Source organism: Paenibacillus sp. SYP-B3998 (genome assembly GCF_010820665.1).
Lineage (GTDB): Bacteria > Bacillota > Bacilli > Paenibacillales > NBRC-103111 > Paenibacillus_E.
The window spans coordinates 933,852-950,125 of sequence record NZ_JAAIKC010000001.1 but is presented as its reverse complement, the minus strand read 5'-3'; the positions used below and the strand labels follow the sequence as shown (position 1 = coordinate 950,125).

Below are 16,274 nucleotides of genomic sequence, written 5' to 3'. Positions count from 1 at the left end.
GATCGCTCGGCTTGCTCTAATTCTGGTTACGCATAAAAGGGAACTAATAAAAAATAAGCAGCAACGGCGATGAAACCAAGTGCAATAGACCAAGTTCCCAACGCTTTGTTTCCATAAAAGAATGCAATAATACCTAAAATAATACCAGAGACCCCCAACAGTACAGGCCACACAAAAAGAGCAGCTAACGCAACAAACAAGGCCATATAGCCAACCGCTTTATTGCGAGTTACAGCTGCAACTAACTCCTCTATCTCTTCATCTTGTACAGTTTCAGATCGAGCCTCACTTCTCTCCGCTTTCACAGCCTTATATTGATCTGCGTAGGTGATCCTACGCATCGGAGAGGCAATCTCAGCTGCGTATTCTTCCTTGTGACCCAACCCGCTCTCTATACGGAGTTGATCCTGCTGAAAGCGTTCCTTCGTCATTTTGTCGATAGGGACATCGTCATTTTTCATATTGCCTCCGCGATGTTTTAAAACTATTTACTTTTCTTGAACTCAAAGGTATGGCAGCATGTACTCGCAGCTTTATTAGCCGCATCTTGATGGTCGCTCCCAAACGATTCTCCAGCAAATTCCTCTTTGTAATTGGCAGTAGCGTGCTGATCTACTTCGATCATAATGGAATTCGCGTTGCAACGATTGCCTTGCGTCCAATATTCGCAATTGGCAACTGCACATTTGACATCCGGCATAAGAATCACCCCCATTTACAATTTACCCGTCGTTAGGGGGAGCTATCCTTATTTCAATTTGTTAGATAGCACCAAAAACATCGCTTGTGACCAAAGCAGCGGCAGAGCAGGTTCTCCCCATTTGGCAATCCATTCCTCGCGAGCAGCAGGATTCCGAACTACATCGCCGACTTGCTCAGGAAGCCTTCCTAATGCATCCGCTTTGCTGATTATCCATGTTAAACAGCGACGCGCCTCATCTTGATCGCCAGCCTCTGCTTTGAACCAGCCGTACCAAGCGGTCAATAGAAGCCACTCGCCGCCACCGTAGTAGACATCAGCTTCGTATCTTTGTATGCCCCCTTGCTTGAGTTCCCGCTCGATTTCGGATACGGTTTGCTGCATAATGGGATCCGTAGGAACACACACGCCAAATGGAACTGCGAGCCAAAGTAAACTTGCATCAACGCCAGGAAGCGCAGGCTGCCAGTTCTCATTCACGCACTGAATCGACTTGACAAAGCGACCGTCCTTAATGGCATGATCCATAATAAACTGACGTATCTGCTCCGCCTTTTCAAGCAAAACAGCACGATTCTCCAACTCGCCCAAAGCTTTTAATCCACCATACACGCATGCAAGCGTAGCTGGATGAACGAATTCAGGGAATTCTTCCCAGCAATCAAAATTAGGATAGTGCCAGAATATCATCAAATAATCAACCGTGATCTCGACACTTTCGCGAAGTTCCTCAAGAATCGCGTAATTTCCTGTTGCACGAATATGCTCCACTATCCCCCACAGCCAAGCGCCATAGCCATCTAATTGAAAATGCCCCCACTCCGAACGATCGTCTCGACCATCCAAATGATAACGAGTCCCCATAAATTCAGAACGATCGATCCATTCCTTGCGCTCATGCTTACCGATAAGATCATCTACGATGCTTCGCTTATCCTTAAGTGCATAATGTATCCAGCGATAGAACTGCTCCGCGCTGTCTGTCTCACCAACTTGATCCATCGCATAAGCAATAAAAGTGCCGTCTCTTAACCAACTATATGTATAAGGCGCAAATAAGGGGGAAGCCACATAACCCCCTCGCGGATGTTGATTCAGACTAATAATGGAGATACTGCTTGCAACCAATTGATCTCGATCCATGATCCTGAACACCTCCTAATAGAAAAGGGATGCGGTATAGGTCGCATCCCTTGTTTGTCATTTTGTGTATGAATTGAAGTTGTTATACCTTTTCGCCCTGCATACGGCGTTGAGTAATATAATCGGTTTCATAATATGCCAAATCTTCGCGTAGTTCCTCAAACACTTTGGAAAGCTCGATCGTTAGATCTCGCACTTCGCGTGAAGGTTTTTTACGGAAACGAATAGCATCTTGTCCTGTATAGGCATAACGGCCATCTTCGGAATAACATTCGTTTTTAGGGTAGAAAAATGTATTTACGCATGTATGATACACTTCATAAAGCACTTTTTCAGAAAAATCCACATTAAAAGTAGGACGTCTCAAGCAAACGCCCAATTTCTCGTATGTGACTTCACAAAATACAAGCAGATGGCGAGTATCTTGCAGGTAACCGCGGTAGAACTCATCCATTGCCGGATCATTTTCCACGTTTAACTGAGTAAGTGAGTTTTGATTCAGAAACAGCTCCATTTTGGCAGTTGTCTCTTTTAATTTTGTACGGGTAGAATCACAAATATTTTTAACATTGAAAACAGCCATACATGAAGACCTCCTCTAATTGCGCTATTCCTATCCTACCATAAAAAAGCATGAAAAGGTATATGTAAAACTCTAGTTATGATGCATAAAACAAACCTTCGCTCCTAACCCTACTTCATGAGAAGTGTTTCCCGTTAGGAAGGTATTTTTCCGCTTTCAGTGTACGTTTTTGGCAGAAAACTCGAGGAGGCCTATTCATGTGGCGTTATGTATGTTCTTTCATTCTAGTATTTGGATTAGGCATTTTTCTACTGGCAGAACGACCAAACCACCATACCAAACCCGGACCCGAGGTTTACAGTGTAAATGATGAAACTGCCAGCAAAAAAATGCTACTGAATCAGGATGTAAAATTAACGGATGATTTATGTCGAACGCAATGCTCGCTCGATTTCACTAAAATGATTAGTCAAATTGAGGCTGGGGAACAACCAGATACCGTACTGCGGCAAATGAAAGCTGGACATGAAAAAATGGACATCCTGATTTGGTCTAAAAACAATCAATCCCTGGATCAAGGAATAAAAACCGGCGATATTCAAGCCCCATCTAAGGATCAAGCGAATACGTATATGAAAGAAGCCAAAACCGCTGTTCAAAACGGACAGCATTACCAATCTCCAAAGTTCGGTGAAGGCAAATATGTTTATTTTGTTCTGGGTGTTCCATCTAACAAAGCAGATGGTTCTCTGATTGGAGTCATTCATCAAGACATCTTATTTCAAGTTGCAGATCATCAGAGCAAAAATTTGCGTCTTGAACCCTACCCCAACGAAAATCGTTGGAAGGTGGAATCCGTGGACACGGATACGTTGAAGAACAAAGTTGTTGATCATCCCGAAGATAATCAAGGAACAAGCCATTATCACCAAAATGAAGTTGTTGTGCGCTTTAAGCAAGATCCCACCGAAGCTGAGCTCACAAAAATGAAAACAGACATAAGAGCTACCTCCGTTCAAAAACTAGGCTACACGTATGTATTTCGTACAGAGAACTTGGATGCTAAAGAGTTAATGGGTTATTTTAACAAGCTAAATGTAGCCTATGTAGAGCCCCATTTCTTATATTTAACAAACAATTATGATGATGATGCGAACACCAATACTTCAAGTTATTATAATTCTAATAGAGATGCTAACCATGCTACAAATCCCAATACCGCCACAATTAGCCAGAATTTCACCCCAAATGATAATCTATATAGCAAGTACCAATGGAATCTACCGTTGATTGAAACCGTTCAAGGTTGGCAAGTCAATCGCGGTGCCAAAGACGTTGTTGTTGCTGTTGTTGATACCGGTGTTGATTTACAGCATCCTGATTTACAGGGCCAACTGCTCTCGGGTTACAATGTCATTAGCGGCAACGATTCACCAGTAGATGATGTTGGACATGGCACACACGTCGCCGGGGTAATTGCTGCACTCGTCAACAATAATCTGGGTGTCGCAGGAATGACCTGGTACAATAAAGTACTCCCTGTTAAAGTATTGGATCAAACTGGGGCAGGAAGTACCTATTCAGTTGCCCAAGGTATTATATGGGCAGCTGATCATGGCGCTAAGGTGATGAATCTGAGCCTAGGTAATTACGCCGATTCTGGATTTTTGCACGATGCCATTAAATATGCCTTCGACAAGGATGTGGCCATTATTGCGGCAAGCGGTAACGATAATACGGAAAGACCCGGCTATCCAGCCGCGTACTCAGAAGTATTTGCAGTAGCGGCAACCGATGCAGATAATAAGAAAGCGCCTTTCTCCAACTTTGGAGATTACATCGATGTCGCTGCACCTGGTGTCAGCATCGCAAGCACGTATCCTAACAACCAGTACGCAGCGTTATCCGGCACCTCAATGGCAAGCCCCCATGTGACCGCCTTAGCGGCTTTGATCCGTTCGACGAATCCGTCGCTTAAGAATACAGAGGTTTATGAGATCATCAGACAATCGGCTCAGGATCTTGGCTCACCTGGACGAGACAAATATTTTGGCTTCGGCTTGATTGATGTTGTAAAAGCAGTGGAGAGCGCTCAGCAAGCCAAAAGTTCCATTTCTTACTGGCCACAGAACACCTCTCGGTTACTAGATCGTATTGTCCAAAAATACATGAAGTAGCAAGTAAATGTTTAAACAAACAATAAAACGCCATCCCTCTGGGGGTGGCGTTTTTAGATGCTAATGAATCATATTAAGAATAGAGCATTCGGTCGGGTATTCATCGGGGATTAAGTAACCAGTTCTTGCATCAAAGATATCGATTCATCCAGAGTACGCAAAAAAGTAAATACCCGCAAGGCATAAGCCTTGCGGGTAACCGACAGTATGGAAAGTTTGCCGTAAGCCGGGTTCTGTGCTTCCAGTGGTCGTAACGGGCGTCTGCTCCCCTGCCACCATTGAAGCGACAATCATCTATCTAGGCCATACATTGCTGCACAGCTCAAGCGACCAACCCGAACGCGTCTCAGGCGAAGACTGCCGCTTCGAGAGCGGCTTGCGTTCCTCTAGGTCTTGCTCCAAGTGGGGTTTACCAGGATCTATGTCACCATAGAACCTCGTGGTCTCTTACACCACGGTTCCACCCTTGCCTGTGCGCTTCTTAAGCTTACGCTTAGGAAACGCCATCGGCGGTCCATTTCTGTGGCCCTATCCTTCAACTCGCGTTGACTGGACGTTATCCAGCACCCTGCCTTATGGAGCCCGGACTTTCCTCTCGTGTGGGAAACCACACCAGCGATTGTCTGTCAAACTTTCCGGCGCATTTGCTAGTATACAAGGAATGCCCTCGAATTACAACTCTCAATTCCTACATAAATTGAAAAGGTTCGGTATTAACCGCAGACGCCACCACCTGCGTATCCGTCTTCACTAGCGCCGCAGCAAGATAATCAGCCACGCCACGCTTCATAATCTTCTCGACATTATGTCCAACGTCAAGAAGAGCAATTCCCGCCGCGAGTGCATCGTGTGCGGTGTGGTAGTCGATATCGCCAGTGACAAGGACATCGGCGCCGGCAAACATAGCGTGCCGCATGTAGCGACCGCCAGAGCCCCCCAGCACGGCCACTTTACGAATGGGCCGATCAAGGTCACCGACAACGCGCACCGCCGGAAGGTCGAATGCCTTCTTCGCGAGTTCTGTCAGCTCGCGGAGCGTCGCGGCGGTGCGTAATTTGCCCGCACGGCCAAGGCCAAACACTCTACCCTTGAGATCCATCGGGTAGAGGTCATAGGCCACCTCTTCATAGGGGTGGGCCTTGAGCATTGCCTGGACAGCCTTGCGCTGTACACTGGCTGTTACGATTGTCTCCACACGTACTTCCTGCACGCGTTCAAGTTTGCCTACTTCCCCGATATACGGGCGCGTCCCTTCCTGCGGTAGGAATGTTCCCGTTCCAGGCATGTTAAAGCTGCAGTGGCTGTACTCCCCGATCCACCCCGCTCCCGCGGTGAAAAGGGCATCCAGCACCTGCTGGTGGTGGCTCTCAGGGACAAAAACAACCAACTTCTGAAGTTTTTCCGTATGTACATCCTCCAGGTGCGTAAGGTCAGTCAGACCGAGCGCATCCGCCATCATATCATTAATGCCGCCTTCGGCAACATCGAGATTCGTATGTGCTATGTAGACAGCAATATCGTGTTTAATTAATTTCTCATACAAGCGACCAGCTGGTGTATCGGTTTGTAGATGCGCAAGCGGGCGGAAAATAATCGCATGATGCGCTATAATTAGATTCGCTTCTAAGCGTATCGCTTCTTCTACAACTTCATCAGTGACATCAAGAGCAACAAGCACTTTTTTAATTTCCTTTTGCAAGGAGCCCAGTTGTAACCCAATTTTATCATCAGGCATCGCATAATGCTTGGGTGCAAGCTGTTCAAACAATTGAACTACAGTTTGACCTTTTGCGAGCAAGCCAGCACCTCCTTAATTTCACGTATTTCATAAGCGATTTGTTCCGCTTTTAATTTCGAAGCTTCCGCCGAAGAGCGCGACAATTGCCCCTCTATCATCGCAAGCTTTTCCAACTCATTTGCCCATTTTCGAAACCACACCTGAGAAGCTTCCGTCATCAAAAATGGACCCATTTGCAAAAGACGTTCTTTATCAACGATTTTATGTCCTGACAAACGGCGTTCCTGATAAATAGCCTGCATTTGCTTTGCCGTGTCATTGATAACAGTGACAGCCGTCAATATTTCATATATTTTTCCATCTTCCTCCAGGATTGCTTCTGATTCCAATAACCAACCGTGTGCATCCAACCAACGCCGCACCTGATCTTCGCCAACATTAGGCTGTAGAATGAGTTTAGTAACTCCTTGCAGCTTAGCTTTCCCCGCATCCAATATACTTGCCATCAAGCTTCCGCCCATACCCGCAATAGTAATGACGTTTACTTCCTCAGGCTCAATCACGGCTAAGCCATCGCCTGATCTTACATGAATTACTTTTGACAAGCCACTCTCAAGAACTTGACGGATCGCTGCTTCAAATGGTCCAGGATTCACTTCACCCGCAACGGCATACGAAATCGCACCATTCTTCGCCAAATAGGTGGGAAGCAGCGCGTGATCTGAGCCGATATCGGCAAGCCTGGCCCCTTTTGGAACTCTGTCAGCAATCATTTGTAGTCTTTTTGATAGTTTCACCATACGTTACATTACCCACTCTACCCATTTTTTACGTAACAAAAACAACGCGATGCCCGCAGAAACCAGCTTACCTGTAAACGATAGCTGAATTACACGCGAACTTATGTCAACATCAACGAGGAACGTTAACGCCTCGGGAGCAAACCAAACAAGTCCGCCAACCAGCAATAGCACGCCAGCTGCTTGCTTATTCGTATGATGCACCAACCAAGCAATCCATATAAGTACTATACTAACCGGAATCCAGCTAATTTCAAGCGCGAACCATCCCGGATTATCTAACTTACGCAGAAGCAGCCAACCATAGGTGCCGATCAAACCGATCCATCCACAAAATTGGAAGATTCCCATTCGTCCAGCAAGTCCATTAATTAGCCAGACTACACTACAAAAAGCCACATATCCAACAAATGCAGATGCTGAACTTATCTCATACATGTCTAATAAATAAAGACCGATAAAAAGCAAGGAGATTGAAGCAAGACCATAAAGCAAATAACTTGCAAGAGGCGATTTACTTTTTTGCCTGTATCCAAAAACATAACAAATTACGACAAAAAGAGTGGAAATCCCAATTTGCATTGGCATTCCAAAAGAGTTAAAATTAAGAACAGATAAGGCTGCAGCGGCTATGACTGCTATAACAACCATCCATATCTTCCAATTACTGTTTGCCAAAGCTGATGCAGACACACCCATCAACGATTGCTGTTTTTCGATTCCTTCATCCAAATATAGATTCATTAGAAAATCACAATAATGTTCAGGCAACAACCTGCTCCTACGCCAATGCTCGATTTCTTTTACAATTATTTTTCTTTTCTCGGCATCCATTATTCGCTCACCTTCCTAGCTACTTTATCGGTGAAATGCACTGAACGTATTAGCAGTAATTTTTATAAAGATATATACAAAAAAACCCCACCGCAAACGGGCAGGGCCTTCTCACAGCGTTTTATTCCAAGAAATCTTTTAAACGTTTGCTTCGGCTCGGGTGTCTTAACTTGCGAAGCGCTTTAGCCTCAATTTGACGAATCCGCTCTCGAGTAACGCCAAACACTTTACCCACCTCTTCAAGCGTGCGTGTACGACCATCATCCAGGCCAAAACGCAATCGAAGCACGTTCTCTTCTCTTTCAGTCAATGTATCTAGAACATCCTCAAGCTGCTCTTTCAGAAGCTCATAAGCTGCTGCATCAGCAGGCGCTAATGCTTCTTGATCCTCAATAAAATCACCCAAATGGGAATCGTCTTCTTCACCGATAGGTGTTTCGAGCGATACAGGCTCTTGTGCAATCTTCATGATTTCGCGAACTTTATCTGTGCTCAGATCCATCTCTTTAGCAATTTCTTCAGGCGTCGGTTCGCGTCCTAGTTCCTGAAGCAATTGGCGGGAAACCCGAATCAGTTTGTTAATCGTTTCGACCATATGTACAGGAATACGAATTGTTCTCGCTTGGTCGGCGATTGCACGCGTGATAGCTTGACGAATCCACCATGTCGCATACGTACTGAACTTGTAACCCTTTGTATGGTCGAACTTTTCAACAGCTTTAATAAGCCCCATGTTACCTTCTTGAATCAAATCTAAGAACAACATGCCTCGACCAACATAACGTTTGGCAATGCTGACTACGAGTCTAAGGTTTGCTTCTGCTAAGCGTCTTTTGGCCTCTTCATCACCATTTTCAATTCGTTTGGCCAAATCAACCTCATCTTCTGCCGAAAGAAGAGGTACACGACCAATTTCCTTCAGATACATCCGAACAGGATCGTTAATCTTAATGCCCGGCGGCAATGCCAAATCATCATCAAAATTGAATTCATCCCGTTCTTGTTCGTCAGGATTCATCGAATCATCAGACTCGTTACCTACATCGATGCCATGCTCAGAGAGCTGCTCGAAAAACTCGTCGATTTGTTCCGGATCCTGATCGAAGGGAGCCAATTTCTCCATAATATCTTTGTAAGTTAGTGAGGATCGCTTCTTCCCCTGCTCAATAAGTTGGTCTTTCACCTGGTCCAGGGTTAATTCTGTCTCTAATTCTGTACGCTGATCATTCGCCATAGTACGGACTCCCTCCTCCCTAGTCATGCAGTAAATTCTAAGTTGACTTCAATCTTTTTTCTAGGGCAATAATCTCAATTGCAATTTGTGCAGCTTTTAGATGGTCACCCGCGCGCTGGGCCCGGACACTCTCTTCTTTCTTACGCTCAATCTCTTCTTGCATTGGAACTTTGCGGATTTGGCGAATATAGTCGTCAATCACTTGTTCATTTACTCCGTGACCTGCTCCCATCATAATGATGGAACTGGCCAAGCTCTCAAGCTGCTCATCCTGCAGCATGGCAATGTAGCGGCTTGCATCGGGCTCAGAATTCTGAGCGAAGTAAGCATATAAATAAGCAGCTAAAACTGCGTGAGCTTCAACATTGAATTCATCGCCTAATTGCGATTCCACTTGCATACAAATCTCGCGATCATGCATCATGATGGCTAGAAGTAGCCGTTCCGCATTGTGATAGGCGGGTAATAGCGGTGTTTTTTTTGTGCGTGTTCGCTCCGCTGTTCTCCCATTATTCATAACATTATTCCACAGAATCGGTTTCTTATCCCCCTCTGGTCGGTTTTTTTCCGATTGCAGCAGGATTTCGTGAAGATCCAACTTCATCGTCTCGTAAGACGAATCTGGAAATTCTGAGGCGAGCTGTTTCAAATAATAATCACGTTCCATGGTTGAATGAAGATCGGAAATCATTTTAACTGCAGTTTGCAGATAACGAAGTCGGTCACCATCCTCATGCAGCTTAAAATTTTTACGAACATATAAAAGTTTATATTTCATCGATGGCACGGCAGGTTCAATGATCTCCCGCACAAATCGGTCAAAACCATAGGTACTTACATAATCATCCGGATCCTTACCATCAGGGAGCATTGCAACAGTAACCTGGCATCCAGATTCTTCTAGCATCGGAATACTTTTGTATGCAGCAGTTTGCCCTGCGTTGTCTCCGTCGTAACATACGACGACTTTTTCCGCGTTGCGGTTCAATAAAGCCGAATGCTCTTTGGTTAAGGCAGTTCCCATGGTAGCAACGCCGTTGCTAACCCCGGCTTCCCAAGCCTTAATTACATCCACATAGCCTTCGAAAAGAACAGCTTGCTGAAGCTTTCGCATATGAGGCCTGGCCTGATGAAGATTGTACATCGTCCTACTCTTATTGAAGAGAATAGATTCAGGACTATTTAAGTATTTGGGCTGAGCATCGCCCATCGATCTTCCGCCGAACGCGATAACTTTACCAGTCCCGTCACAAATCGGAAAAATAATACGTTCCCGAAATTTATCCACGTAACCGTTACCTTCGTGTTTAGCAGATATGAGTCCTCCCTTTTCCATCAGCGGCAACGAGAAACCTCGTTTTTCCAACTGCTGTACAAGTGTGTCCCACATGGCAGGCGCGTAACCGATTTGAAAAGTGTCAATCAGCTTATCCGAAATTCCTCGAGAAACTAAATAGCCTTTAGCTACTTTTCCTTGCTCTGTATTGCCTAATATATAATGATACAACTTCGCAGCAAAATCATAAGCTTTCAGTAAATTGGCTTTCTCTACCTGCTGCTCACTTTGCTCCTCCGTTGTTTCTTCCCAAGTGATTGGAATGTCGCCATCTTCAGCCAACTTGGTCACGGCTTCTGAAAAACTGAGACCTTCAATTTCCATCAAAAACCGAATTAAATTACCGCCAGCTCCGCAGCCAAAACAACGATAAATTTGCTTCTCTGGTGTTACGGTAAAAGATGGACTCTTTTCTGAATGAAAAGGACATAGTCCTTTCATATAGTGCCCTTGTTTACTCAAATGTACATGCCTGCCAATCACATCAACGATGTCATGACGTGTGAGGACAGCCTCAATGACCTCTTCAGGTATGCGTCCGTACCTCATGTTCGTACCACCTACAATTCAGGTCGCTTTTCCGACTTATTACTATTCGCTACTCATTTTCAATTTCCTGCAACTGAGATAAAAGTTTTGTCAAACCTTGTAGAAATTGTTCGCGATCCGCTTCCGTGAAGGGCCTTGGTCCCTTTGTGTGCTTCCCGCCTCTGCGTAATTTGGCAGATACATGCCTGCGTTCCAAAAGGAAATCAATGGTGCTGTCCGTGTACTCCTGGCCGCGGTTGGTCAAGCAGATGCACCCTTTAGCCAGTCCGAGAGCGGCAAGACCGAAATCCTGCGTCACGAGTATATCGCCGTGATGAATATGATTAGCGATATATAAATCGACAGATTGATCAGACCGATCCACCTGAACAACTTTGACGTCAAGATTTTGCTTCATCCGGTGATCAAAGGAGGCAACAAGTACAACCTGCACACCAAATCGCTTCCCAACCTGCTCAATTTCGGATTTCACGGGACAAGCATCGGCATCTACGATAATACTTCTCGCACGCCTCATTCTAAGCCTCCGATGCTCTGTCGAAATGTCACTATAATATTATATACGATGAACTTGCAAAAAATCCTGCTAATAAGAAGATAAAACCTTAGTCCATTCGCTCAATATGATCCATGATCAAGCTGGCTGTTTCTTCAACCGCACGATTGGAGACGTCAAAAATGACACACCCGATTTTACTCATAATTTTATCAGCAAAAGCCAGTTCTAATTTTATACGTTCTACATTTGCATAGGTTGCATTTTCCGCAAGACCTAATGTTCGCAGACGTTCTTGACGAATAACATTGAGTTTATCTGGGTCAATTCGAAGTCCGATTATTTTTTCTTTCGGCACTGAATAGATGGCAGAAGGCGGCTGCATTTCGGGAACTAACGGAACATTGGCTACTTTAAAGCGCTTGTGAGCCAAGTACATGGATAGCGGAGTTTTGGAAGTGCGTGAAACGCCTAGCAGAATAATATCCGCTTTTTGAATACCACTGAAATCTCGACCGTCATCATATTTAACTGCAAATTCAACAGCTTCGACTTTTTTGAAATAATCTTCATCTAGCGGATGAATCATCCCTGGCTGTCTGCGAGGCTCCTGCTGAAGCGCTTGGCCTAATGTGGAAACTATGGGTCCGAGCAAATCAATGTAAGGAATATTATATTCCTTTGCTTTTCGAATTAAATCATCGCGGAGTTCAGAGACGACTAAAGTAAAAACGACAATGCCTCCATGAATACGGATCGCATTTAATACCCTATCAATGCCCTCGTAATTATGAATAAATGGGGCGCGAACGATCTCCACGGGCGCAGGGTAAAATTGCATGGCCGCGGCACGGACGACTGACTCACCGGTTTCTCCAACGGAGTCAGAAACGACATATACGCGAGTTGGTAATGATTGGTCCAACATATCCCTGCTCTCCTTTCAATAGGGATGGGGCCCTACACTAGTCAATAGTATGTAAGCTTGGCAAGAACAGAACGAAAGCATAAAAAAACTCACCCGATATGCTGACAGCACAAGGGCGAGACGTTTTCCAAGAAATCATATCAGAGTGTAATCCACATGTCAAACTGCTTACCTTGGCGCTAAATGTTGTATTTTTCCATTTGTTCAATAAACCCTCTTGCCTTCCACTGGACGCCTATGTGGACATCCATATAAGCGCGCATGCATTGTTTCAACTGAATTTTCGTCTCATCTTTGACTTGTATGGCTCCAAGTCTTCGCATATCCATTTTAGGGAATAATCTCAACAGCTTTAAGGCCCCTTCGCCGATTGAGATGGCGGTAGTATCCTTATAGCCACAACGCGCACATAATATTCCGCCCATATTCGGACTGAAGCTTGTTAGCGATGTATTCGCTCCACATGATACACATACATCAGTGACCGGCATGTATCCAGCTAAGTCAAACATTTTCATTTCATAGAGATGAATGACTATCTGCATATCTTTGCCTTCTTCAATCGCGGATAGTCCTGCTTTTACTTGTTCAAACAGATACGTGCTACCCTCTTCATCACCCAGCATTTTATCTGTCATTTCGACTAAATATGAAGCGTAAGCTGACATATGCAAATCTTCTCGCAACGCGTGGTGGGCCGAAATAATTTCAGCCCCATTCAATGAGCCCATTTGACCGCTCTGTTTAAAAAACACAAAGTCGCCGTACGTGAAAAGCTGCGTAACGGCGGCGTGTCTGCTCTTTACTTTTTTGGCTCCCCGAGCCATTACACTGACTTTGCCAAGCTCGGGGGTGAATAGGCTTATAATCTTGTTCCCCTCTCCGTAGTCCATACTACGAAGCACGATTCCTTGTACGCTGCGCAGCAATTTACATCCCCCATGATCGCCACTCTATACCTAATAGATTAGGTATCCAGTCCTTCGAACGGCTCTTCATTACTTTGATCCTCTTGCTGTATATCTGTATCCATCCCAGGCTCTACAGCAACATGTTTATATAGCAAATACGCATCCACATCACCGGTCATTGAAAAATACTTCCACGAAAAGTCTTTCATGTGCAGCATCCTCCCCATCGATCATGATATCTATAGGATGGTACGGAGGAAGCTTCTCTATGCCTTGCAATAACTGGTACTTTCTTAAAGGTATCCGAAACGATTATTCGTGACGGAAACCTAAATCACGCAAGACCCTATCTTGATTGCGCCAATCTTTTTTCACTTTAACCCATAGTTCAAGGAAAGTTTTAGAGCCAAGCAGGGCTTCGATATCTTTGCGGGCTTGTCTGCCAATCTCTTTAAGCAAATTACCTTGCTTACCGATAATGATCCCTTTCTGCGAATCCCTCTCAACGAAGATAACAGCTGATATATGAACAACACCATTAGCTTCAACCTTCATATCCTCGATTTGTACAGCAATAGAATGCGGAATTTCATCACGTGTCAGGTGAAGAATTTTTTCGCGAACGAGCTCCGCGCAAACAAATTGTTCCGGATGATCGGTGATTTGATCTGCAGGATAATATTGCGGCCCTGTTGGCAAATAACGAACAATTTGCTCTAGCAAGGTTGTTACGTTCTTCCCCTTCAACGCGGAGATCGGAATGATTTCTGCGAAATTGTAAAGATCTTTATAGCTTACAATAATCGGGAGCAATTCTTCTGGTTTGATTCTATCCATTTTGTTTAAGACGAGAATAACCGGTGTCTCCAAGCGCTTGAGCTGTTCGATAATGTAGCGATCGCCGCCACCTAATCCTTCCGCGACATCAACGAGAAATAAGATTGCATCAACCTCGCCAAGCGTGCTGTAAGCAACCTTGCTCATATAGTCGCCTAGCTTAGATGTGGGTTTATGTATACCTGGTGTATCAAGAAATACAATTTGTCCATTTTCCGAAGTATATACACCGTGAATTTTATTTCTTGTTGTTTGCGGCTTGTCTGACATGATGGCAATCTTCTGTCCTATAATCTGATTCATCAATGTAGATTTCCCTACATTTGGACGTCCGATGATGGCTACAAAGCCAGATTTAAAATCTTTTTTAGTCACTTCTTTTCCTCCATTGAATGCAAATCTTTCGTTGTGAAAGCACCTGGTAATAAGTCAGCGACTGTCGTCTGAACGAAGGCGCCTTTAAGATTCCCTAAATAAACCGGCATATCCGGCTTACACAATTCTACAAGCACTTGTCTGCAAACGCCACAAGGTGAAATTGGTCCTTCTGTATCGCCCATTACGGCAATGGCTTGAAAGGAGCCCGCTTTATTCCCGTCAGCGATTGCCCGAAAGAGCGCTGTTCGTTCCGCGCAATTCGTAGGGCCATAAGCAGCATTTTCGACATTACATCCAAAATGGACATGACCGTTAGCGTCGAGCAAAGCGGCGCCTACCTGAAAATTAGAATAAGGCACATAGGCTCTTTTCATAGCCTCTGTAGCTTGTTGAATAAGTTCTTGCGGATTCATGGACATCGTCCCTTCAAAATTTAATCGCTCTACAAAAGATGTAAGCAAACAAAAGCAATGATTGTCACCACAGTTCCAATTATTGCTCCCAGCAGCAAAGCAGGGAAACGCCTCGTCTTTTTATCATATAAGATCATAAAAATAAGTGCTGATAAGGTATAAGCAAGCAGGGCTACAATAGTCAAATCAACGAATATGGCGATGACTGTAGCAACCGAAAATGCGATTGCAACAAGCAAGCTTGGTCGAACAAGCTTCCCTTTATCTGAGAATCGCGTCTCAATGACGATGACCGTGAATACCACCAGTGCGATCAACACCCATATCGTGCCAGCCGACATTGGTGCTTCTTGCTGCTTCGACGCACGGAACCAATGATCAATAGGCTCATAAAACACAATCATCCCGACGATGACGGCAAATCCAGCGGACACCAAGACGGACGCCGCGGCGACGTCCTTTGCAATTTTCGCAAGGGGATGTTGATCTGGCATTGCCAGATCAACAGCTTTTTCCACTGCTGTATTAATAAGCTCCGTGACAATCATTAACGTAACGGCTAACAAAATAAACAGGATGTCCGTTTTGGCTAACTTAAAAAACAAGGCTGCCAACAAAACAAGAAAAGCAACGCTAAAATGAAATTTCATATTGCGCTGCGTATCGAGCGCATATTTGATTCCTTCATATGCGTACCGGAAGCTCCTGCGCCATTTACGGAAGCCGTCTGCCATTAGCGGATCAGACCTGCCTTCTGCAAAATGTCCTCCTGCTTAGTGAACATGATTTTCTCTTCTTCCTCGCTTTGATGGTCATAGCCAATCAAGTGCAGAAAGCCGTGAACAAATAGAAATCCGAGCTCACGCTCAACCGAATGTCCATAATCTTCCGCTTGAGCAATTGCACGCGGCACTGAGATAATAATATCGCCTAGTGGCTCAATGAAAGATTCCGATACGGAACCCTCACCTTCCTCAATGTCTGCTTCTTCTTCGTCTTCATAATTGATTTGAATTTCATCTTCTCCAAATTCACTCATAGCAAAAGAAAGAACATCCGTCGGTTTATCCATACCGCGGTACTGCTTGTTGAGCTCGTGAATGGCCTCATCATCAACAAAAGTAAGTGCAACCTCTCCTGCCGTAACGCCCTCAAGCTCACCGGCAAGACGAAGCAACTCCTCAAGTTTAGTAGCAAACTCAGTAGTAATCTCCCTCACTTCTTGCTCACTGCTCCATTCGAGCGTTAAATCTACACTTGCCATCGAGGCAGCCTCC

General features: G+C 44.7%; 18 protein-coding genes and 1 other RNA gene. 1 reads left to right on the top strand and 18 read right to left on the bottom strand.

The window, feature by feature from the left end; all coding sequences use genetic code 11:
- Positions 1 to 26 precede the first annotated feature (26 nt).
- From GK047_RS04220 to GK047_RS04205, 4 genes are all read right to left on the bottom strand, one after another.
- Positions 27 to 461, bottom strand: a complete 435-nt coding sequence (locus GK047_RS04220; protein WP_163941609.1) for a hypothetical protein — start codon at positions 459 to 461, stop codon at positions 27 to 29.
- A gap of 23 nt (positions 462 to 484) precedes the next feature.
- Positions 485 to 700: a DUF1540 domain-containing protein gene (locus GK047_RS04215; protein WP_163941606.1), complete on the bottom strand. Its 216-nt coding sequence runs from the start codon at positions 698 to 700 to the stop codon at positions 485 to 487.
- 48 nt (positions 701 to 748) lie between these two features.
- Positions 749 to 1,843, bottom strand: coding sequence for a glycoside hydrolase family 15 protein (locus GK047_RS04210; protein WP_163941604.1), 1,095 nt, complete (start codon positions 1,841 to 1,843; stop codon positions 749 to 751).
- Positions 1,844 to 1,925: 82 nt separating this feature from the next.
- Positions 1,926 to 2,426: a YpuI family protein gene (locus GK047_RS04205; protein WP_163941600.1), complete on the bottom strand. Its 501-nt coding sequence runs from the start codon at positions 2,424 to 2,426 to the stop codon at positions 1,926 to 1,928.
- A gap of 197 nt (positions 2,427 to 2,623) precedes the next feature.
- On the opposite strand from GK047_RS04205, the gene GK047_RS04200 reads away from it, so the two are divergent.
- Positions 2,624 to 4,543, top strand: coding sequence for a S8 family peptidase (locus tag GK047_RS04200; RefSeq protein ID WP_163941598.1), 1,920 nt, complete (start codon positions 2,624 to 2,626; stop codon positions 4,541 to 4,543).
- Between the two features lie 207 nt (positions 4,544 to 4,750).
- On the opposite strand, the gene rnpB is transcribed toward GK047_RS04200, so the two are convergent.
- The 14 genes from rnpB to ybeY form a co-directional block, all read right to left on the bottom strand.
- Positions 4,751 to 5,178: RNase P RNA component class A (gene rnpB / locus GK047_RS04195), an RNA gene on the bottom strand.
- Between the two features lie 53 nt (positions 5,179 to 5,231).
- Positions 5,232 to 6,341 carry a Nif3-like dinuclear metal center hexameric protein gene (locus tag GK047_RS04190; protein ID WP_163941595.1) on the bottom strand — a complete coding sequence of 370 codons (1,110 nt, stop codon included), beginning with the start codon at positions 6,339 to 6,341 and terminating at the stop codon, positions 5,232 to 5,234.
- Positions 6,317 to 7,081, bottom strand: a complete 765-nt coding sequence (locus GK047_RS04185; RefSeq protein ID WP_163941580.1) for a tRNA (adenine(22)-N(1))-methyltransferase — start codon at positions 7,079 to 7,081, stop codon at positions 6,317 to 6,319. Before GK047_RS04185 ends, GK047_RS04190 begins: the two co-directional genes overlap by 25 nt.
- Before the next feature lie 3 nt (positions 7,082 to 7,084).
- Positions 7,085 to 7,915, bottom strand: coding sequence for a hypothetical protein (locus GK047_RS04180; protein ID WP_163941577.1), 831 nt, complete (start codon positions 7,913 to 7,915; stop codon positions 7,085 to 7,087).
- Between the two features lie 121 nt (positions 7,916 to 8,036).
- Positions 8,037 to 9,149, bottom strand: coding sequence for an RNA polymerase sigma factor RpoD (rpoD, locus tag GK047_RS04175; RefSeq protein ID WP_163941573.1), 1,113 nt, complete (start codon positions 9,147 to 9,149; stop codon positions 8,037 to 8,039).
- 37 nt (positions 9,150 to 9,186) lie between these two features.
- A complete protein-coding gene (dnaG, locus tag GK047_RS04170; RefSeq protein ID WP_163941569.1) occupies positions 9,187 to 11,034 on the bottom strand; it encodes a DNA primase in 1,848 nt (615 codons plus the stop codon).
- Between the two features lie 49 nt (positions 11,035 to 11,083).
- Positions 11,084 to 11,551, bottom strand: a complete 468-nt coding sequence (locus tag GK047_RS04165) for a YaiI/YqxD family protein (protein ID WP_163941566.1) — start codon at positions 11,549 to 11,551, stop codon at positions 11,084 to 11,086.
- An 88-nt stretch (positions 11,552 to 11,639) separates the two neighbouring features.
- Positions 11,640 to 12,458, bottom strand: a complete 819-nt coding sequence (locus tag GK047_RS04160; protein ID WP_163941544.1) for a pyruvate, water dikinase regulatory protein — start codon at positions 12,456 to 12,458, stop codon at positions 11,640 to 11,642.
- Between the two features lie 179 nt (positions 12,459 to 12,637).
- Entirely contained in the window at positions 12,638 to 13,387 is a 750-nt protein-coding gene (gene recO / locus GK047_RS04155) for a DNA repair protein RecO (protein WP_163941541.1), read from the bottom strand.
- Positions 13,388 to 13,425: 38 nt separating this feature from the next.
- A complete protein-coding gene (locus GK047_RS04150) occupies positions 13,426 to 13,578 on the bottom strand; it encodes a YqzL family protein (RefSeq protein ID WP_163941538.1) in 153 nt (50 codons plus the stop codon).
- Positions 13,579 to 13,681: 103 nt separating this feature from the next.
- Positions 13,682 to 14,581 carry a GTPase Era gene (gene era / locus GK047_RS04145; protein ID WP_163941535.1) on the bottom strand — a complete coding sequence of 300 codons (900 nt, stop codon included), beginning with the start codon at positions 14,579 to 14,581 and terminating at the stop codon, positions 13,682 to 13,684.
- A complete protein-coding gene (cdd, locus tag GK047_RS04140; RefSeq protein WP_481855924.1) occupies positions 14,578 to 15,045 on the bottom strand; it encodes a cytidine deaminase in 468 nt (155 codons plus the stop codon). Before cdd ends, era begins: the two co-directional genes overlap by 4 nt.
- Positions 15,027 to 15,731 carry a diacylglycerol kinase gene (locus GK047_RS04135; RefSeq protein ID WP_163941530.1) on the bottom strand — a complete coding sequence of 235 codons (705 nt, stop codon included), beginning with the start codon at positions 15,729 to 15,731 and terminating at the stop codon, positions 15,027 to 15,029. Before GK047_RS04135 ends, cdd begins: the two co-directional genes overlap by 19 nt.
- Positions 15,731 to 16,261, bottom strand: coding sequence for an rRNA maturation RNase YbeY (gene ybeY / locus GK047_RS04130; protein ID WP_163941527.1), 531 nt, complete (start codon positions 16,259 to 16,261; stop codon positions 15,731 to 15,733). Before ybeY ends, GK047_RS04135 begins: the two co-directional genes overlap by 1 nt.
- Between the last annotated feature and the right edge of the window lie 13 nt (positions 16,262 to 16,274).